Source organism: Saccharothrix sabaoui (assembly GCF_051756985.1).
Taxonomy (GTDB): Bacteria; Actinomycetota; Actinomycetes; order Mycobacteriales; family Pseudonocardiaceae; genus Actinosynnema.
This window is the reverse complement of the sequence record NZ_JBPKJK010000057.1, coordinates 33,611-52,643: the sequence shown is the minus strand read 5'-3', so window position 1 is coordinate 52,643 and position 19,033 is coordinate 33,611. Positions and strand designations below refer to the sequence as shown.

Here is a 19,033-nt window from a genome sequence, read left to right as displayed (position 1 = left end):
AACGACATGACGTCCGGGCGGAAGCGGGTGCCGCTGTTCGTCGGGTTGGTGCCGGCCACGCCGTTGGTGTGGATGCCGGTCACGCACCAACCGCCGCACAGGCCGGGGCTGACGGAGTTGTAGTGGTACACCGGGGAGCCGCTCTGGCCGCCCGCCGTGTCGATCCAGTACCAGAGCTTGTTGGCCGTCTGCGAGTAGGTGGTGTCGCTGTCCCACCACATGGTCCCGAAGGGCTTGTCGCCCGGGTAGCCCTCGACGTAGAAGGTCTGGTTGACCAGGTTCTCGGCGGTGTTGTACCACCAGCCGAACCAGCCGGTGGAGTTGCCGATGTCGCAGGTCAGCTTGACCAGGCCGTAGTCGTGGTCGGACGGGTAGCCGTTGATCCAGGCGGACGTGGTCCACACGTCGTTGATGCCGCCGCTGCACGAGCCGAACGGCGCGTTGTTGCCGGTGCGGCCGGGCGTGACGGTGTAGGAGGTCACCCAGCTCCCGCCGTAGTGCACGCAGTGCCCGGCGGTGACCAGGACGTCGCGGCTGAGCATGAAGCCCGTGCAGCCGCCCTGGTTGGTGGACAGGTGCGCGATCGCGCCCCACGGGTAGGTCGTGGGCACACCTTCCTGCACCCGACCGTCGGCCCCGATCACCGAGTTGGTGCCGACGGAACCCGGCTCCTCCTTGGCGGTGTCCTCGGTCTTGAGGTTGTTCCCGGACCGGCCGGCGGTGGACCGCAGCGCGGCGGCCGCCGCGGCGGGCAGCGCCACGGTCTTGCCGGCGCCGTTGACCATCGTGACGCCCTCGGGCTTGGGCGCCGCGACGGCGGTGCTCAACGCCGACGGCACCAGGGCCGACACCGCGACGAGCGCCAGTGTCAGCGTGGCGATTCTCCGGGATCTGGCAGTGCGCATGATCTGCAAGTTCGTCCTTCCCCGATGGCGGCGGCGGTCGCCACTCACGCTGATGAGAGGTCGACCCCGGGTCGGGAAATACGCGAACGGCGAGAACCGGCCCCGCGACGTGGAAAGTTGCTCCGCTCAGCGGAACCCGCGCCGCCACCTGCCTACCGTGCCTGGTCGGATGATCCCTCGACCACGGCTCGACCCTGTCGGTGACCTTGGACGTCGTCGGCCGAAGTCCCGCCCAGCACCCTCACCGACCAGGCTCCGCTGATCGTGGCCCGCTTCGCCGAGGTCGAGCGCAGCGCGATCCCCAAGGCGCACGCCGACGCCGAATGGGTCGAACTGGACCCGCTGTTGCCCGATCCCGCGTGCCTCGGTGGTCGGGCTGGGCGGTGGATGATCACTGCAACCGGATGATCGTGGACGCGATCCCGTACGTGGTCGACAACGGCATCACGTGGCGGGTTGTCGCGAATATCCGGTACCGGTCGCAGCGGTCCGGCGCTTCACTGGTGCGCATGGACGACCTGCCCGAGGAGCTGCGCGAACGGCTGCTGCGGCTCAACGCCGACCTGATCGTCGATCTGCTCAGACCTGACGAGGCGATTTGGCTGGCCTGCGATCTGCTCGTCGCCGGTGTGGAGAGTCCCGCGTTGCTCGAACTGGCCGGTGAACCGCCCTCCCGCTTCACCCTCGCCGACGCGGTGCCACTTGTCCGACGGACGCTGGCCGAGCTCGGCGTCGAGCCCGTGGACACGTCTCGGGCTCCCTGGGTCGTCGCCCGTGACGTGTCCCGCCGGATGATCGCCGGAGGTCTGCTGCCCGAAGACGGTGCACGCTCGCTGTGGGGTTTGTGGTGGTCCTGCGACAACGCGAGGGAGATCGGCCTGATGCTCCAGCCGCTGGAAGCCTGGGACGAGACGCTGCCGCAGCACCGCGACGAGGAGGCGATCAGGGCTGAGATGCGGAAGCTCGCCGAGGGAATCGTTCGTGCCGCCAACGCGCGCCTTGCCGCTGGTGGCGTGGTCGAGCCGTGACCCGGCGGCGGGCTCCGAAAGCGTCACGGGGCTGGTGGTAAGGCCGGTTCTGATCGTTCCCGGCTCCGGAGAACGCTGTTCCGAACCGCGGTCAGCGAGACGCGTGAGCGGCCACGCCGAGGACCGCAGGAGTGCGAGAACTGCCGGTGGTCGGCACCGAGGCGCTCGGCCATCGGCCGCACCGACTTGCGCTTGCCGTCCGAAGAGCGACGAGGCCGGACCGCACCTGCGGGGGACGATCACGTGGCTGAGGACCTCGGCCCCAGCCACGTGATCCGAACCCCGAACAGCTCCTGGAACGCGCCCCGACGCGCTCATCCTCGACGAGCTGCCGGCCGACGCCCGACAGCCGAGGTCTTCCGGGCGGGGCGGGCGCTAGACGATGGTGTACCCGCCGTCGGCCAGCAGGAGCGCGCCCGTGACGTAACTGGACCGCGGCGAGGCGAGGAAGAGGATGACCTCGGCGATCTCCCTCGGCTCGCTCATGCGCCGCAGCGCCGTGGTGGTGGCGGCGTTGTCGTGGACGGCGTCCCCGAACAGGTTCATCACGGTCCCGGTCGTCACCCCGCCCGGCGCGACGGAGTTGACCCGCACGCCGCTCATGCCGAACTCGACGGCCCAGTTGCGGGTCAGGGACTCCAGGGCGGCTTTGGTCGCGCCGTAGGCGGCGGCGTTGTGGACCGGTGACACGGCGGCGATCGTCGAGACGTTGACGATCGCGCCCGCGCCCTTGGCGACCATGGCGGGCGCCAGCGCCGCGGTGAGGTGGAACGGCGCGAGGACGTTGACCGCGAGTAACTCCTCGAAGCCCTCGCGGGTCTGGTCGGCGGTCGACGCGAACGGGTAGATGCCCGCGTTGTTCACCAGCACGTCCACCTCGCCCGCCGCCGAGGCGAGCTCCCGCACGCCCTCCGCGGTGGCCAGGTCGGCCCGGACGAACCGCGCGGTCCCGCCGTCCGCCTTGATCTCGGCGACGACGTCCGCGCCGCGCGTGGCGTCCCGGCCGTGGACGATCACGCTCGCGCCCTCGCGGGCGAACAACTTCGCGGTCTCGTGGCCGATCCCGGCGGTGGCGCCGGTGACGAGCGCGACCTGGTTGCGCAGTTCCACGGGTGTACTCCCTCTCAGTTCGACAAAAGGCGCAGGAACGTACGCCGCGCCGAACCCCGTTCGCAAGCCCCGGCGACGAATCAGCGCGGCGCTACCCCTACGACATCGAAAACCTGGATGCGTGCTTGATCAGCCACACCGTGTGTTGTCGATTCTTGTTGAGTTATGTCCGGGCAGAGTGGTCCAGGGTCCTCAAAGGGCGGACCGCACCCGGCCGATCCCGCTGCTCGACGCCCCCTTGCCGCCCGGTCCCCCAGGGTTCCGGCCGGGACCTGGTCGCGGTGGACGGCACGGTCCGTGTCCGGCGGCACTCGTCTTCACCGCCCGGTCGTGGACGCCCTCACCCGCACGGTCGGTTTCCCCCGCTGTCGGCAGCGGGCGGGGCATCGGCTGCCTACCGTCGACCGTGTCGGCATCGGCGGCACGGGTACGGAGGCGGGGATGGTCGTCAAGTGGTTCGGCAGGGCATCGGCGGTCGTGGCGGCGGGGTTGCTGCTGACCGGTCTGCCGGGTGCCGGCCCCGCGGGGGCGGTGCAGCAGAACCGGGTGGTGTACTCGATCGAGTTCGCGGACCCGGGCGAGTCCGGGGACCCCGAGCCGTACGGGGCGGTGGTCCTGCGGTTGCCCGACCAGGACAGGTTGCTGTGGCGCCAGGGACGCACCGAGGACGTCCCGTCCGCGTGGCGCTACCCGGCGACCGGTTTCGCCACGCAGGAGGTGGCGTTCGACGAGGACGTCGTCGAGCAGGTGTGCGCCTACGTCAGCGAGCGCGACGAGGACTCCGACGACCACCTCGCCGGCGGCTGCCTGCCCTACCGCGGCCACCACGAGCCCTACGTGGTCGAAGGTGAGGACGGTCGCGTGACCGTCCACCTCTACGGCATCGGCTGACCGGACCCCGCACCGACCGGGCGAGGCGCCGGGACACCCCCACCGGATACGACGACCATCCACTTCCACCGGGAGAAGACAATGACCACTACCGCGTCCAAGGTGTTGTTGACCGGCCTGCTCCTCGCGGCCGCCGGTGTGCTGGCGCCGGGAGCCGCGACGGCCGCACCCGCGCCGAAGGACTTCGGCGACTGCATGGACATCGCCGTGGGCGAGCACGACGCCGACCCGTGGATCGCGCACGACGCCTGCACCGCCGCCGAACTGACCACCTGCTACCGCATCCTCCGCGACGCCTACGGCCGACAGCCCTGGGCGCTGGAAGCCTGCCAGGCCCGAACCGACTGACCGCCCGCGACGGTCAACGGGCAGCGATCCGGCCTCGCCCGTGCCGGGCGCGCCGCACCGACCGGTGATGCGCCCGGCACCGGCTACGTCCTCACCCTCGCTCGGCGTGCCCCTGGAGGCCACGGGCAGGCGCGATGACGCACTCGCCCACCTCGACCTCGCCCTGGACGTCCGCCGCGAGATCGAAGACCGCTGGGGTGAAGCGGAAACGCCGATCAAGCGCGGTGACGTCCTGGTCGGCGACGACCAGTCGGCGGCGCGCACCTCGTGGCCGGCCGCTCTTGCCGTCCTCGACGAGTTCGGCGGCCCGGGGGTGGACGACGTGCGCGGCCGCTTGAACTCGGTGCCCCCTCCGCGTTCGGCTCCGACCGGAGCGGAGGTCACGCCGGCGGCTTCGACGCCTTGAGCCCGTAGAGCAGCGGTATGCGGGGCTCGTCCTCGGGCAGCGCCCACCAGCCGCCGCTCGTGCGGACCATGTGGGGCCAGCGCGGCCACGGCAGCGTGTCGGTCTCGATCAGCGCGTCGATCCTCAGGCCGGCGCGCACGAGCGCGGTGACGACCTCCCCGATCGAGTGCATCCATTCGTAGGAGACCGTGTCCGAGCCCAACGCCGGGCCGTCGGTGTAGGTGTGCGTGGAATCGCTCATGGTGGCGCCACGCCCCTCCAGGTAGTCGTGGCGCAACAGCAGCTCGGGCCCCTCACCGGGGCCGGGTTCAGGACCGAGGGCGTTGAGCAGGGGGTGGAACTCGGCGATGTGGACGAAGCCACCGGGCTTGAGCAGCCCGACCAGCACCTCCGCCCAGCGCGCGAGGTCGGGCAGGTAGCACAGGGCCCCCTTGCCGGTGTACACGACGTCGAACCGCCCGGCACCCAGGTGGGCGACGGCGTCGTGGACGTCGGCGTGGACGTAGTCGATCCCGACCCCTTCCTCCGCCGCGATCCGCCGGGCCTCCTCGACCGAAGCCGCGGAGAAGTCGAGCCCCGTGACCCGCGCACCTCGTCGTGCCGGCGCGAGGGTCTCGATCCCGATGTGGCACTGGAGGTGGACCAGCTCCCGTCCGGCGAGGTCACCGAACGCGTCCCACTCGAACGGCGCGAACCAGCCCTGTGGGTCCCGCCGGCCGATCGCGTAGAACTCGCTCGCCGCGTGGACCGGTGTCCGCGCGTCCCAGTTCGCCCGGTTGGCGCGCACCATCCGGTCGACCTCAGCCCCGAAAGTCATGCCCGACACCTACCAGGACAACACGGCCGGCGGGTGGTGCAACGCAACTCGTCACCCGCACGGGGCACTCTCGCGTGGTGCGAACCCGAGTTGCCGAACCTCGTCGCGGTGACCCGGCGGCGCGACGAAGTGTTCGGGGGGACATGCGCCCCGCCACGTTGTGCACACCGACCGGCTTGGTGTGCACCTTGAGCTGTGCCCACGTCCACGCCTCGAACAGCTCGTCCAACGTGCCCGCCCCACCGGGCAACGCCAACACCGCGTCCGACAACCCCGTCATCATCGCCTTGCGTTCGTGCAGCCCCGCGACCACGTGCAGCTCGGTCAGCCCCTCGTGGGCGACCTCCCACCCGACCAACGCCTCCGAACCTGGGCGCACGCTCCCCGATCGAGTGATGGCGACACACCCGGTCAACCCGATTGGGTGACCAGGTGCGCCTCACCCTCGATACCGACCTCGACATCGACGACGCACTCGCCACCCTCTTTCCTCTCCGCCCAGGAAGAAGCCGAGACAGTGGCCGCGGAACTGAGCGGTACCCACGTACCGCCAGTTCATCAGCGGAACATCGGGCGTTCTCCTCGGGCGGCGAAGCCCGATGCCGCTACCTCGAGCAACGCCCAGCCGAGGAACACCAGGAAGACGACCGCGCAGGCCAGCCCGATGGGGTTGGTCCAGGCTCCCCACTCATCGCGGTTCCACGGCAACCCCAGCAACTCGAACAGCGGGATGGTCGGCGCCGGCAGATCGCCCGCTCCCACGAGCAGTGCGCCGGCGAGCACCATCGAACCGGACGCGGCCGCCAGCGGCACCCACACGTTCGCACCGAGCCGATGGCGCCGCCGCACCCCCAACGCCACGAGGCTGGGCAACAGCATGGCCACCGGCCCGATGATCGACAGGGCAAAGGCGACCGTCTCCCACCCGCCCCAGCTCAGTCGCAGGTAGACCGACAGCACCAGCGCCGCGACGTGCATCACCAGATTCCACCCGGGGGCCACACCGTCAGCGTGCGTCACCTCGCGATGGATCACATCGGTAGAACTACGTGTCCCCTCCGGGTCTGTTTTCGAGCTACTGGGGTCTATCTCGTGATCGGCTCTGGCGCACTTCCAGTGGTGACAGAGAGCAGCCGGTCGTTCGTGATCTTGTGATGGATGTCGATTTCCCTGCGGGGGGCGGCATTTCCGGACTGTCGGTTGGTCGTTGGATGGGCGGCGGAGGGCGGTGGTCGCGGTTCGCATCCGGGTTGCCGACGGCAGGGTGGTGAAGGCTTCCGCCCGTTCGGGCAGGTGGCGCACCGCTTCACCCGAGACGTCCTGTAGATCGACACCTGCCGACCAGTGCTGTTCGCACGAGCAAATAGCTCCGTGTCGTTTCGGCTGGTCCGGGCGTAGCTTCGGGCGGTGGCGAACGAATTGACCATCCCGCTCCTGCCCTGTCCCTCCATCGACGAGATCGCGTCGTTCTACGAGATGCTCGGCTTCGAGATCACCTATCGGCAGACGCGGCCGAACCCGCACGTCGCGGTACGACGGGAAGACATCAACCTGCACTTCTTCGGGATGGACGACTACGACCCGGCGCAGTCGTACAGCACGTGCCTGGTCATCGTGGAGGACACCAGCGAGCTGTTCGAGGCCTTCGCGGCGGGGATGCGGTCCGTGCACGGGAAGCTGCTCATCTCCGGCATCCCGCGCATGACCCGGCCGCGGCTGCGCAACGACCGGTACACCGGGTTCACCGTCGTCGACCCGGGCGGCAACTGGATCCGGGTCCACAAGGCCGCCAAGGAACCCGAGGCGCGGACCAAGCTCGCCAAGGCCATGGAGAACGCCGCGAGGCAGGCGGACGCGCACGGCGACGAACGCCAGGGGCTGAAGATCCTGGAAGGGGCGTTGAAGCGGGCGACCGGTGACGAACCGGAGTTCCAGGCGGTGCGGGAGTACCGCGACGAGCTCGTTGAACGGGTCAAGGGGTCCGAGACGCGTCCGGGCGCTTGAGCGCGGCCCTGACCGCGAACACCTGGAGATCGTCCGCGCCCTCGCACCTCCGCCGACACCGGCCTCGGAGCACCCCTTGATGCAGGGGAATCATGCGTTCTTGTGGACGGGAGCGCCGGCGAGTACGCGGAGCAGGGCTTTGATCACGTTCCCCGCCCGGACGGGCGCGGGTGCGCCGGGTGCGTCCACCGGGGTGCGGACGCGCAGCGCGCCGGGGAGCGTGCGGAACAGGAGGGGTGGGGGTAGGCGGAGTGCTTCGCCGTCCACCCCGACGTCGAGCAGTGGCCGGCCGGAGTGGATCTCGAACTGCGGCACCGTCCACTCGCGGTAGCCGTGGAACCTGCCGATCCGACCGGCGACCTCGGCGGCGATCAGGGTCGGCAGGTCCGACGCGCGGTCCACCGCGACGGTGACCACGCCGAGGACGCCGGCGTCCAGTCCCGTCCGGGTGCCGAAGCCGGTCAGGCTCTCGAAGCGGTACGCGCCGTTGGAGACGAGCACGACATCCGCTCGGTCCGCGACCGGGCCGTCGGGTCCGGTGAACCGGAGGTCGGGGCGTTCGGCTCCGGGGCCGAGCAGGTCGGGGAGCCGCTGCGCGGTGGTCGCCAGCTTGGCGTCGCGGTAGTCCTCGGACTGCACGACCGTCGCGTACGCACCGAGCGAGACGTTGTTCACGAACACGCGGTCGCCGAGCTGCGCCAAGTCGACCCGCCGCTCGACCGCGTCGCCGAACGCGCCCAGCGCGGCCGTGACGTCGTCGCGGTCGAGCCCGAGGTCGAGCGCGAAGTGGTTGCGCGTACCGGCCGGCACGCACGCGAACGCGACGTCGTGCCGGCGTGCCACGTCGGCGACCAGCGCCTGGGAGCCGTCGCCGCCCGCCATGCCGAGCACGTCGGCGCCGGCGGCCACCGCCTGTTCGGCGAGTGCGCGGAGGTCGTCGCCGGGGCGGAGCACGACCGGGGTGACGCCGATGTCCCGCGCCGCGTCCTCGATGCCGAACCGCGCTGCTCTTCCGCCGCCGGAGCGCGGGTTCACCAGCAGGACGCCGTGCCGGGCGGGGCGAACGGTGCGGCTGCGGGCCACCGGGGCCGGGTCGCGCCCGACTGCCACCCGTGCCGCGACGCTCGACGCGAGGACGAGTCCGAGCACGGCCGCGATCACCAGGAACGACCTGGTGCCGGGCAGCAGGGTAATCCCGGCCAGTGCCGCCAGGGCCGTCGCCGTCGCGAGCACCCGCGCGGGGCCGCGGCGCACCAGTGCCGACCACGCCGCGGTGACCGCCGCGAAGAGCAGGACCAGCGAGACCGGCAACGCGACCGGGTGGCGCACGAGTGCCGTCGCGACGACCGCGACGGCCCCGGCGAGGGCCGACAGCGCAGCCGCGGCCGCGGCTCTGCGGCCGGTCGAGGGTGGTGGCGGCCGTTCGGTGTCCTCGACGTCCATCGCGCGCTGCCTGTCCATGCCGACCACGGTTCCGGGTGGTCGCGGCGGTCGTCGTCACCCGGCTCGGATGACCTCGGGAGCCTCACCCGGGGCGGGGGATGCGGCACGGCTGTCCCCCGGGCGAGTCTCGGACGTCCACACCGAGCGTGGAGGCACGTCGATGAGCGAAGTCGGGGACGGTGGCGGTGGCGGTGGCGGTGGCGGTGGCGGGAAGGTGCCGCTGACCCGTCACGACCGCGCGCGCAGGGGAAGAGCCCTGCGGGGCAGGGTGCCCCGGGGCCGGCACGCCGAGTTCGATGCCGGTGCCGGTCGGGCCGACCCGTTGGAGTTGTTGCGGAGGCAGGACGGGGACCGCGTGGCGGAGCTGGTGCCGATCCGCTACGGGCGGATGGCCGCCTCGCCGTTCGCGTACTTCCGCGGCGCCGCGCTCCCGATGGCGAGCGACCTGGCGCGGACGGTGGACAGCGGCGTGACCGTGCAGTGCTGCGGGGACGCCCACCTGTCGAACTTCGGCCTGTTCGCCTCGCCGGAGCGACGACTCGTCTTCGACGTCAACGACTTCGACGAGACACTGCCCGGACCGTGGGAGTGGGACGTGAAGCGGCTCGCCACCAGCGTGGAGGTCGCGGGCCGGGGCAGCGGCTACGCACCCGGGACGCGTCGGAGGATCGTGGTCGCGACGGTGGCCGCCTACCGGCGCGCGATGCGCGAGTTCGCCGGTCGGACGTCGCTGCAGGTCTGGTACGCGCACCTGGACGTGGCCGAGATCCGGGGGCGGCTCGGCCCGAAGCGCCACCGGGCCGAGCGCGGGAACATCGGTCGCGCGATCGCCAAGGCGCGCTCCAGGGACCACCTCGGCACGCTCGACCGGTTCGCTGGCCTCGTGGACGGCGAGCCTCGGATCGTCCCGGAACCGCCGCTGGTCGTGCCCGCCGGCGACCTGCTGGGGGCCGGCGCGGACGTCGCCGGGGTCGAGGCGCGGGTGCGGGAGGTCCTCGGCGCCTACCGCGGCAGCCTGGCACCGGAGCGGCAGGTGTTGTTCGACCAGTACAGGTTCGTGGACCTCGCCCGCAAGGTCGTCGGCGTGGGCAGCGTGGGCACCCGCTCGTGGATGCTCCTCCTGCTCGGCGCCGACGCGCGCGACCCGCTGTTCCTCCAGGCCAAGGAAGCCGGGCCGTCGGTGCTGGAGGGGTTCACCCGGCCCAGCGAGTTCGACAACGCCGGCCAGCGGGTCGTCGTGGGGCAACGGCTCATCCAGTCGGTCAGCGACATCTTCCTCGGCTGGGTCCGGGTCGAGTCGGGCCTGGACCACCGCGTGCGGGACTTCCACGTGCGGCAGCTGTGGGACTGGAAGGGCTCGGCGGCGATCGAGACCCAGTCACCGGCGAGCCGGGAGGCCTACGGCGAGCTGTGCGGCTGGACGCTCGCGCGGGCGCACGCCCGCTCCGGTGACCGGATCGCGATCGCGGCCTACCTCGGCTCCGGGGACGTCTTCGACCACGCGGTCGCCGAGTTCGCCGACGCCTGCGCCGACCAGAACGAACGCGATCACGCCGCGCTGGTCGAGGCGATCGGGCGCGGTCGGGTCCGCGCGACGTCCGGGTAGCCGACGAGCGCATCTCATCACCCGCGGGCGAGGAGCGGACGGACGAGAGGGGCGATCGTGGGTGTCGCCCCACCCCCTCGTCGACAGGAGTTCGCCATGGACAGCACGGCAGCAGGTACCGGTACGCCGACCGGCGACCGCGGGACGGCGACCGGTCACCCCGGTGGTGCGGTCGGGACCGGAGCCGCGTGGGCGGGGTGGATCGCGTTCGCCGCCGTGATGACGGTCCTGGTGGGGGTGTTCAACACCATCTTCGGCCTGGTCGCGCTGTTCGCCGTCGAGCAGTACGCGGTGGGTCCGCACGGTCTGCTGGTGTTCAGCCTGACCACGTGGGGGTGGGTCCACCTCGTCGTCGGAGTGGCGTCCGTGGTCGCCGGCGTGTCGCTGACGGGCGGGGCGGTGTGGGCCCGGGGCGTCGTCGTCCTGCTCGTGTCGGTCAACGCCGTCGCGCAGGTGGTCTTCATGCCGGCGCACCCGTTGTGGTCGCTCGTCGCCGTCACCCTCGACGTCGTCGTCATCTGGGCGCTGGTCGTGCACGGGAACGCGGCGGCGAAGGCCTGACGGTCCGGGACCGGCCGAGTCCACCCCCTGCCGAGTCCACCCCGGCCTAGTCCACCCCCGGCCGAGTCCACCCCTGTCGCCCGACCGTCGCGAACCCCGTGGAGGCCACCGTGTCCGAGCCGGACGGGAGCGGCGGGGGGCTGCTCGGTCGGGGTTACCCGACGCTGATGCTCGTCGCGGCGCTGGTCGGGGTTCCGCTGTCCCTGCTCGTCTTCGGTTTCCTGGCGGCGGTGCACTGGCTGGAGCACGTCGTCTGGGAGACGCTCCCGGCGAGCCTGGGTTTCGAGGAACTCCCGGCGTGGTGGCCGATCGTCACCATCGGGTCGGCGGGAGTGCTCGTCGCGCTCGCGGTGAAGCACCTCCCCGGCGGGGGAGGCCACGTGCCGGCCAGGGGCTTCGACGCGAGCCCGACCACGCCCGGTCACGTTCCCGGCACCGTCCTCGCGGCGACCGCGGGGTGGGTGCTCGGCGCCGTGGTGGGGCCCGAGGCGGCGTTGTTCGCGATGGGCGGCGGTCTGGCGCTGCTCGCGGCGAGGGCGGCGAAGGTGCCCGGCGACGCGCGGACGACCGCCGTGGTCGCCGCCTCGGGATCGGCGGCCGCGGTCTCCGCCGCCTACGGCAACCCGCTCGTCGCCGTCGTCATGTACATCGAGGTCGTCGGCCTCGACCGGCGCCGGACGACGCTGCTCGTCCTCCCGTGCCTCGTGTCGAGCGGGGTGGGCGCGTTGGTGTTCACCGGGCTCGGCGGGTGGACCGGCCTGGAGGTCGCCGCGTTGGCCATCCCCCGCCTCGGACCCGCCCGGCTCGACGTCGCCGACGTGGTGTGGACCTTCCCCGTCGCGGCGGTCGTGGCGGCGGCGACGTGGAGCGCCTTCGCCGTCGGACGGAGGACGGCCCGCCTGGCGGCCCGCCGAACCGCGGTGGTCACGGTCGCGGCCGGCCTGCTCGCCGGGGCCGCCGCTGCCGCCTACGCCGTGATCACCGGCCGTTCGCCGGCGGAGGTCGCGCTGTCCGGGCAGGGCCTGCTCCCCGTGCTCGCCACCGAGCCCGGCCGGTGGTCGACGGGGGCGCTCGCGACGCTGCTGGTCTGCAAGTGCCTCGCCTACGCCGTGTGCCTGGGGGCGTTCCGCGGCGGCCCGGTGTTCCCCGCCGTCCTCATCGGCGCGGCCTTCGGCGTGCTGGCGAGCACCGTGCTGGCGAGCACCGCGGTGCCGGGCCTCGGGACGGTTCCCGGGCTGGCCGTCGGCATGGCGGCCGGCGCGGCGGTGACCCGCCTGCCCCTCACGAGCGTCGTGCTCGTCGTGCTCCTGCTGGGCGACGCCGCGGCCGGTCAGGTGCCGGTCGTGATCCTCGCGGCGGTGACCGCGGTGGTCGTCGGCGAACTGCTCTCGACCCTCCTCGGCCGTCGCACGGGGGAAGGACCCCGACGCGGGTAGACCGCACGGGTCGGCGGCGCTCGCCCGCCCCGGCGGACGGTGGCGGGTCGCGCGCGTCGCGGACGTTCAGATGAGACCTCGTTGGCGGGCCACGACCACGGCGTCGCGGCGCTGGCTCACCCCCAGCTTGCGGTATATGCCGCGCAGGTGGGTCTTGACGGTGTTGATGGACACGAACATCGAATCGGCGATCTCCTCGGCCGTGCGCATCGACGGCAGTTCCACCAGCAGCGCCCGTTCGCGGGTGGTCAGGCCCTCGGGTTGGCCGGTGGACGCGGTCGGGACGGTGGTCATCACCGCGGTGGCGAAGCGGTCCAGCCTGCCGAAGCGGCCGGCGCCGCGGGCCAGGAGGTCGCGGACCGGTTTGCCCGCGTTGTAGAACGGGCGCAGCGCGTGCAGGGGCTCGGCCGCGGCCAGGGCCTTGCGCAGGGCGTCGTGGGCGTGCTGGGTGTTGCCCTCGCGGGCCAGGACGGTCGACTCCAGGACCCAGGCGTCGACGAGGGTGCCGGGCGTGACCGCGTCGCAGTGCCCGCGCAGCAGCGGTTCCAGCAGTTTGCGGACCTGGGTCGTGCGCCCGCGGTGGGCCAGGAGCACGGCCTGGAGCAGGGTGTGCTCGGCGGAGGGGCCGAGCAGCGACTCGACGTACCCGGTCAGGTCCACCGCCCACTGCTCCTCCCCCACGCTCAGCGCCATCCGCTGCGCGGTGGGCGCGACCTCGGCGAGCACGTGCGGGGCGACGTGGTCGTCGGCGAAACCGCGCCACTGCTTCCACAGCGCGGAGACGACCGCGTGCGGGTCGTCCGCCCGGTCGAACGCGGTGATCGCGTGCACCGCGGCCACGGCCAGCTCCACCGTGCGGTCCGCCGTGTCCGGCAGGGCGCTCACGGCCCGGGCGGCCATGTCGCGGGCGGTGGCGTCGTCGAGGCACCTGTGGGCGTGGGCGGCGAGCACCGCGTAGACGACCGCGCACGCCGGGCGGTCCTGCCAGCCGTGCGCGGCGGCGACGTCGAACGCCAGGTCGGCGTGGTGCGCCATCGCCACCGCGTCGCCCCGGGCCGCCGCCAGGGTCGCCAGGGTCGCCAGGCACTCCAGGGCGGCGTGGTCGAACCCGCCGCGCTCGGCGGCGTCCAGGGTGTGCCGCAGGTCCTGTTCGGCCTCGTCGAGCCGGCCCGACCACAGGTGCGCGATGCCGCGTTCGCGGCGGGCCAGCACGTCCACCGCGGCGTCGCCGGTGCGGCCCGCCTGGGTCGAGGACAGGGTGTGCAGCGGTCCGGCCAGGTCGCCGTGGAAACGTGCCCGGTGCAGCCGTGCGGCGGCGTGCAGCGCCCGGTTGCGGTCCGACGTCAGCGCGCCGTCGCCGACGTGCCCGAGCAGCCAGTCCGCGGCGGCGAGGTCGCCCGCGTCGAGCGCGGCCACCGCGCCCACCAGCGCCACCAGGGGGCGCTCGGAGAGCGGCTCCGCCGCCGCGGTGAGCAGTTCGTGCAGTCGGGGACCGTTGCCGCACAGCACTTCCGCCAGCCCGTGCCGGCCGACGAGGTCCGCGGTCAGGTCGGGTCGCTCCCCGTGCACGGCGTGCTCCACCGCGACCAGCGGACGGCCGTGGTCGCGGTGCCACGTCGCCGCCGCCAGGTGCAGGCGGGGGCGGTCGCGCGGCCGGGTGCGGTCCAGCTCGGCGGAGAGGTGGTCGCGCAGCAGCGGGTGGAAGCGGAACCAGCCCTCGCCGGAGTCGGCGGCGGAGACGAGTGCGTGGGTGCGGCGCAGGTCCTGGAGCAGCCGGTTGGCGTCCGGTTCCTCGGCCACGGCCGCGGCGAGGTCCGCCGACACCTGCTCGCACACGCTGGTCGCCACGAGCAGCCGCCGCGCCCGCTCGCCGTGGGGGGTCAGCACCTCCTCGGTGAGGTAGTCGGCGACGGCGGGCAGCGCGCCGCTGAAGGCCGCCGGGTCCCCCGTCATCGCCGCCAGCCGGAGTCCCGCCGTCCAGCCCTCGGTGCGGCGCAGGGCGTGGTCGAGGTCGCGGGCGTCGAGTCTCAGGCCGTGGTGGGCGAACAGCTCGCCGGCCTCCTCCCGGGTGAACGCGAGGTCCCGCTCCCCGACCACCCGCAGCCTGCCCTCCAGGCGCAACCGGGACAGCCGCAGCGGCGGTGCGTAGCGTCCCGCCAGCACCAACCGCAGCGGTCCGGGTGTGTGCCGCACGAGCAGTTCCAGGCCCCGCAACGCGGTCCGGTCCTCCAGCAGCTGCACGTCGTCCACGACCAGGTGCACCGGTGAGGGCAGGTGCTCCAGCGCGGCGATGAGCAGGGCGGGGAAGTCCGGTTCGGCCGGCGGCGGCAGGTCGGGCAGCTCCCCCGGGCCGATCGCGTCCACCAGCGCCTCCCGCACCGCCGACCACAGGTAGGGGGAGGTGTTGTCGTGCGCGTCGAGGGTCACCCACGCCACGCGCGCGGTCCCGTGCCGTCGCGCCCACATGGCCAGCGCGGTGGTCTTGCCCGCGCCGGCCGGGCCGGTCACCACGGTGACCGGCGGCGCGGCGGTCGTCGTGGCGGTGTGCTGGTCGAGCAGGGCGGCGAGCCGGTGCCGGTGCACCATCGGCGCCTCGGCGAGGGGGACGCGCAGCTTCGGCGGTGCCACCGGGTGCCCGGTGTCCCGCTCGCGGCCGGCGTCCGCTGGGTCTTGCCGCTCCGACATTCTGTTTGCCTTCCTCGTCTACCGGCGGTCGCTCCGGTGTGCCCGGTCGTGGGGCCGCCCGGGAGCGGAGCGCCGGTGGATCGGGCGGCGGCGGTGCGGACGATCATCGGCGGTGCGGTCACGGGTGCTCCTCACCCCCGGTGGGTGACGTGAGTGGTTCTGGCACAGGTGGCCGTCCGGAATGGCGAACGGGCCCACGTGTCGCGCGCGATCGCCCGCACGGCGGCGTCCGAACGGGTCCCCCGCCGGCGGGGAGCACCGCGCGGCGGCGGGGAACGGGGATTTCCACCGCGAACCGCTGTGACCCGATTCACACGATCATGGCGGGCCGGTCGACCGGTGTGCCCCGGGCGGTCAGCGACGTGACGGCCAGGCGCAGGTCGGCGGCCGACCCGCGGGTCCGGTGCAGCAGCAGGGCCAGGTCCTCGGGGGACGGCGCCACGTGGTGCGCCCGCAGCAACTGCGCCGCCTCGTCCGCGGTGAACGCGAGGTCGGCCGCCCCGATCTCGCGCGACCTGCCGCGGGCGCGCAGCCACGGGCGCAGCGGCGGCGGCGTGCGCCCGACGAGGACCAGCCGCAGCGACGGGTGGCGCGCCAGCGTCGGCAGCAGCCGCGCCGCCGGTCGGCCGGCCAGCACGTCGGTGTTGTCCAGGGCCAGGCACAGCGGGGACACCGGTGCGGCGCTCCGCCGGGGGCGCGGCACCAACCGCGTCAACGGCGACCCGTCGACGGCGACCAGCACGTCGTGGACGGCCTCGCTCAGCGCCGCGGGCTCGCCGTGCCGCTCCGCGAGCGGGACCACGACGACCAGCGGGGCGGTCCGGTCGCCGCGGGCCGCGCGGTCGGTGCACCGCGCGGCCCAGCTCGACACCAGGGTGGTCTTGCCCGCCCCGGTCGGTGCGTGCACGAGCGCCACCGGGGCGGGACCGTCACCGTGGTCCACCACCCGGTCCAGGTCGGCGAACAGCCGTTCCCGCGCGAGCACACCGGTCAGGGACATGACCGGCCCGTCGCCGGGGTGGGCTGGTCCGCCAACGCGGCGGCCAGGCGCACCGCGGTGCGCGGCACGGCGGCGAACAGCACCACCGCCACCGCCACGACGCTCCCCGCGCCGCACGGCAGCCGGCCTTCGCGCCGCTGGACGACCAGCGGCACCAGCGCCACGAGGACGCACAACAGGGCGAGGCGGCGGCCTTTGTGCCCACGTGCCACGCGACACCTCCTGGGGAAGCCGGCGCGGTCGCGCCGGGACGGGCGTCAGTCGTCGGTGAAGACCTCGCGCAGCGCCTGTTCCTGCTCGGGCGAGAGGTTGGTGAACAGCAGCTCGGGCTGGTCGGAGTCGGCGAACGCGTCCTTCACCTTGTCCAGCACGGCGTCGGTGGTGAGCACGAACAGCGCCGACGTGCCCGGGGTGACCCGCTCGCGGATCTCGTGGACGAGGTCGTCGTCGATGCCGATGTCGGCCAGCCCGCCGCCCGCCGCGCCCGCGGCGGCGCCGATCGCCGCCCCGGCCAGGGGTGCCAGGAACAGCAGGCCGACGAGCATGCCCCAGAACGCGCCCGACAGCGCGCCCCGCCCGACGAGGTTGTGCAGCTGGCGCAGCTTGGGCTTCTTCCGGTTCTCCGGCCACGACACGACCGCCGCGTCGTGCACGGTGATCAGCCGGCCCTTGGCCAGTGACTCCAGGGTCCGCGAGGCCCGGTCGGCCCCGTCCGCGGAGTGGAACTTCCAGATGGTCAAAGTAGCCATGTCGCCTTCCGTTCTCTTGGGGTGCCGCCAGTTCAGCGGTGGCGGGTGGTCCGGCGCCTCACCCGGTGGAGGCGATTGGCGCGCCGGGCGCGGGCACGTCGGGCACGGACACATCGGGCGTGCGCGCGTCGGGCGCGGACGGGGAGAGCGCCGGGGCGAGCGCCAGTGCCGAGCCGGTCCGGGTGAGCACCTCGGCGACGGCGCGCAGCCGGGTGGTGATCCGGTCTCGGTGCCCGGTCAGGACGGCGACCCGCTGCCGCGCCTCGCGCACGACGTGCTCGGTCTCGGCGCGGGCCGCGGCCTCGTGCCGCGCCAGCGCCCGCAGCGCTTCGGCCCGCCGGACCGACATGGCCAGCTCGAAGTCCTCCGCGACCCGGTGGCGGGCGCGGGCCGCGCGGTCGTCGAGTTCCCGTCGCCGGCGTTCGGCCTCCCGGGTCAGCGCGGCGACCTCGGCGCGCGCCCGGTCCAGCAGCGTGCGGTGCTCGGTCTCGGCGTGCCGGCGGTGTGCCTCCAGCTGCTCGATCAGCGCCTCGTGCCGCCGGCGGCGGGACGCCTCGGCGCGGCGCTCGACCAGCCAGGCCCGTTCGGCCACCGCACGGGCGCGCGCGGCGATCTCGGCCGCCTCGTCCTGCGCCAGCCGCACGAGGTGCCACGCGCGTTCCTCCGCGCCGTCGAGGTCCAGCGGCGACCGGCAGACCCGGTCCAGCCGCGCGCGCAGCAGGCGGTTCTCGTGGCGCTGGGCCTCCAGCCGGGCGGTGAGCAGGTCCGCGCAGCGCAGCGCGGCGTCCCGGTCTGCGGTCAGCAGCCGGACGTCCGCCTCCGCCTCGTCCACGTACCGGTGCACCTGGTCACGGCGGTACCCGCGCCAGGACACGTCGAACCCGGTGCCCAGCGGCACCAGCTCGTCGTTCACGACCGCACCAGCGCGAGCGGGTAGCCGCACAGGGCGGCGATGCCGCCGGCGGGCGTGCCGGGCGCGCCGGGCCGCAGCACCCGCACCGGCACGTCGCCCAGGAGGGCGGCGCGCACGGCCACGTCGACCGCCGGTCCCGATCGCCGGGCCCACGGCGCGGAGCGCCTCCCGTCCAGCACGTGCCGCGCCGCGGTGCCGAACCAGGCGGTGGCCGGGTCCGCGGTCGTGCCCGCCACCAGCAGTTCCCGCACCCGGCCGCGCGCCAGGGCGTCGAGGGTCGCCTCGACCCCGGCCGCGGTGTGCCCGGGGATCGCGGACCGCTCGTCGAAGTCGGCCAGGCTCTGCGCCGCCCACAGCCGCGCCGTGGACCGCGCCACCTCCGCGAGCCGGGCGGGGCTCGTCTCCCGGACCCGGCGCACGGTGGCGGCCGGGGCGAGCTCCGCCCGCAGCGACTCGGCCAGCCGCTCCTCGCCGCGGACGACGACCAACCGGGCGGGGAAGCCGGCGAGGGTCGCCCGGCACGCGTCGAGCACGGCCCCGGGCCGGCACCACACGGACTCCCGCGCGCCGGTGCCCAGCCCGCCGGGCCTGGTGGTGACCTCGACACCGGCGCGCCGCGCGTCGACCACGACGCAGGGCGGCCGTTCCTGCGCCCACGCCAGGAGGGGCAGCACGTGGGCGGGCGCGCCGAACCGGACCGAGTCCGGGCCGCGCAGACCGGGGGTGGCGTACGACGCCGGCACGTGGCCGCCGTCGGCGAACACCACCGCGGGCGTCTCCGGCTCGTCGGAGGCGGCCACCAGGAAGTCCAGGGCGGTCGCCTCGTCCGCGCCGTCGGCCAGCAGCGCGTCGACCAGCGTCGCCGAGCGGTCGGACCAGCTCGTCCCGTTCGGACCACCGATGTGGACCGAGGCTATCGGGTGCAGCGGCCGGACCACGTCGATCACGCTGCGTGGGCCGAGCAGGACGGGTGTGCGCACGGGTTTCTCCTCGCTCCGCAAGGGATACGGGCCCGGTGGCGCCGGACCGCCGCGCGATGCCGCGGGCCGCGCCCCGACCGCTCCGCCCGCTACCGCGCGTCGACCGGCCGGCGCCACCGGCACGGGACGGGGACCGGGACCGAAGCCCCCC

21 protein-coding genes are annotated in these 19,033 nt (G+C 73.7%); 9 read left to right on the top strand and 12 right to left on the bottom strand.

Annotation, left to right across the window (positions count from 1 at the left end):
* On the bottom strand, nt 1–905 hold a 905-nt coding region (locus tag ACR807_RS19515; RefSeq protein WP_438922774.1), incomplete at its 3' end, for a trypsin-like serine peptidase.
* Between the two features lie 264 nt (nt 906–1,169).
* Between ACR807_RS19515 and ACR807_RS19510 the strand changes: the two genes are divergently transcribed.
* Nucleotides 1,170–1,313 (top strand): hypothetical protein, encoded by a 144-nt coding sequence (locus ACR807_RS19510; protein WP_438922773.1) that lies wholly within the window; start codon nt 1,170–1,172, stop codon nt 1,311–1,313.
* Nucleotides 1,310–1,933 (top strand): hypothetical protein, encoded by a 624-nt coding sequence (locus ACR807_RS19505; RefSeq protein ID WP_438922772.1) that lies wholly within the window; start codon nt 1,310–1,312, stop codon nt 1,931–1,933. The genes ACR807_RS19510 and ACR807_RS19505 overlap by 4 nt, the downstream gene beginning before the upstream one ends.
* Nucleotides 1,934–2,308: 375 nt before the next feature.
* On the opposite strand, the gene ACR807_RS19500 is transcribed toward ACR807_RS19505, so the two are convergent.
* Complete coding sequence (locus ACR807_RS19500) at nt 2,309–3,043, bottom strand: SDR family NAD(P)-dependent oxidoreductase (RefSeq protein ID WP_438922771.1); 735 nt, start codon at nt 3,041–3,043, stop codon at nt 2,309–2,311.
* Between the two features lie 441 nt (nt 3,044–3,484).
* Between ACR807_RS19500 and ACR807_RS19495 the strand changes: the two genes are divergently transcribed.
* From ACR807_RS19495 to ACR807_RS19485, 3 genes are all read left to right on the top strand, one after another.
* Complete coding sequence (locus ACR807_RS19495) at nt 3,485–3,934, top strand: hypothetical protein (protein WP_438922770.1); 450 nt, start codon at nt 3,485–3,487, stop codon at nt 3,932–3,934.
* Nucleotides 3,935–4,015: 81 nt separating this feature from the next.
* A complete protein-coding gene (locus tag ACR807_RS19490) occupies nt 4,016–4,282 on the top strand; it encodes a hypothetical protein (protein WP_438922769.1) in 267 nt (88 codons plus the stop codon).
* A 106-nt stretch (nt 4,283–4,388) separates the two neighbouring features.
* Complete coding sequence (locus ACR807_RS19485; protein ID WP_438922768.1) at nt 4,389–4,688, top strand: hypothetical protein; 300 nt, start codon at nt 4,389–4,391, stop codon at nt 4,686–4,688.
* Here the strand turns inward: ACR807_RS19485 and ACR807_RS19480 are convergent.
* The 3 genes from ACR807_RS19480 to ACR807_RS19470 all read right to left on the bottom strand — a co-directional run bounded on the left by ACR807_RS19480 (nt 4,663) and on the right by ACR807_RS19470 (nt 6,540).
* Entirely contained in the window at nt 4,663–5,505 is an 843-nt protein-coding gene (locus ACR807_RS19480) for a class I SAM-dependent methyltransferase (RefSeq protein WP_438922767.1), read from the bottom strand. The two genes, ACR807_RS19485 and ACR807_RS19480, sit on opposite strands and share 26 nt — an antisense overlap.
* Nucleotides 5,489–5,884, bottom strand: coding sequence for an LOG family protein (locus ACR807_RS19475; RefSeq protein ID WP_438922766.1), 396 nt, complete (start codon nt 5,882–5,884; stop codon nt 5,489–5,491). The genes ACR807_RS19480 and ACR807_RS19475 overlap by 17 nt, the downstream gene beginning before the upstream one ends.
* 179 nt (nt 5,885–6,063) lie before the next feature.
* Nucleotides 6,064–6,540, bottom strand: coding sequence for a hypothetical protein (locus tag ACR807_RS19470; RefSeq protein ID WP_438922765.1), 477 nt, complete (start codon nt 6,538–6,540; stop codon nt 6,064–6,066).
* Between the two features lie 372 nt (nt 6,541–6,912).
* On the opposite strand from ACR807_RS19470, the gene ACR807_RS19465 reads away from it, so the two are divergent.
* Entirely contained in the window at nt 6,913–7,509 is a 597-nt protein-coding gene (locus tag ACR807_RS19465; RefSeq protein ID WP_438922764.1) for a DUF8817 family protein, read from the top strand.
* Nucleotides 7,510–7,599: 90 nt separating this feature from the next.
* Here the strand turns inward: ACR807_RS19465 and ACR807_RS19460 are convergent, their stop codons facing one another.
* Nucleotides 7,600–8,970, bottom strand: a complete 1,371-nt coding sequence (locus tag ACR807_RS19460) for a diacylglycerol/lipid kinase family protein (RefSeq protein WP_438922763.1) — start codon at nt 8,968–8,970, stop codon at nt 7,600–7,602.
* A 142-nt stretch (nt 8,971–9,112) separates the two neighbouring features.
* On the opposite strand from ACR807_RS19460, the gene ACR807_RS19455 reads away from it, so the two are divergent.
* The 3 genes from ACR807_RS19455 to ACR807_RS19445 all read left to right on the top strand — a co-directional run bounded on the left by ACR807_RS19455 (nt 9,113) and on the right by ACR807_RS19445 (nt 12,555).
* Nucleotides 9,113–10,558 (top strand): DUF2252 domain-containing protein, encoded by a 1,446-nt coding sequence (locus ACR807_RS19455; RefSeq protein WP_438922762.1) that lies wholly within the window; start codon nt 9,113–9,115, stop codon nt 10,556–10,558.
* A 96-nt stretch (nt 10,559–10,654) separates the two neighbouring features.
* Entirely contained in the window at nt 10,655–11,119 is a 465-nt protein-coding gene (locus ACR807_RS19450) for a DUF7144 family membrane protein (RefSeq protein ID WP_438922761.1), read from the top strand.
* A gap of 110 nt (nt 11,120–11,229) precedes the next feature.
* A complete protein-coding gene (locus tag ACR807_RS19445) occupies nt 11,230–12,555 on the top strand; it encodes a chloride channel protein (protein WP_438922760.1) in 1,326 nt (441 codons plus the stop codon).
* 66 nt (nt 12,556–12,621) lie between these two features.
* Here ACR807_RS19445 and ACR807_RS19440 read toward each other — a convergent pair whose 3' ends face one another.
* The 6 genes from ACR807_RS19440 to ACR807_RS19415 all read right to left on the bottom strand — a co-directional run bounded on the left by ACR807_RS19440 (nt 12,622) and on the right by ACR807_RS19415 (nt 18,882).
* Nucleotides 12,622–15,240 (bottom strand): winged helix-turn-helix domain-containing protein, encoded by a 2,619-nt coding sequence (locus tag ACR807_RS19440; protein ID WP_438922759.1) that lies wholly within the window; start codon nt 15,238–15,240, stop codon nt 12,622–12,624.
* Nucleotides 15,241–15,550: 310 nt separating this feature from the next.
* Nucleotides 15,551–16,240, bottom strand: coding sequence for a MalT transcriptional regulator family protein (locus ACR807_RS19435; protein WP_438922758.1), 690 nt, complete (start codon nt 16,238–16,240; stop codon nt 15,551–15,553).
* Nucleotides 16,231–16,452, bottom strand: a complete 222-nt coding sequence (locus ACR807_RS19430; RefSeq protein WP_438922757.1) for a hypothetical protein — start codon at nt 16,450–16,452, stop codon at nt 16,231–16,233. Before ACR807_RS19430 ends, ACR807_RS19435 begins: the two co-directional genes overlap by 10 nt.
* A 45-nt stretch (nt 16,453–16,497) precedes the next feature.
* Nucleotides 16,498–16,989, bottom strand: a complete 492-nt coding sequence (locus tag ACR807_RS19425; RefSeq protein WP_438922756.1) for a DUF1269 domain-containing protein — start codon at nt 16,987–16,989, stop codon at nt 16,498–16,500.
* Nucleotides 16,990–17,047: 58 nt separating this feature from the next.
* The gene (locus ACR807_RS19420; protein ID WP_438922755.1) at nt 17,048–17,902 is read right to left on the bottom strand and encodes a metallopeptidase; all 855 of its coding nucleotides are present in this window, start codon (nt 17,900–17,902) and stop codon (nt 17,048–17,050) included.
* A complete protein-coding gene (locus ACR807_RS19415; protein WP_438922754.1) occupies nt 17,899–18,882 on the bottom strand; it encodes a hypothetical protein in 984 nt (327 codons plus the stop codon). Before ACR807_RS19415 ends, ACR807_RS19420 begins: the two co-directional genes overlap by 4 nt.
* Nucleotides 18,883–19,033: the final 151 nt, after the last annotated feature.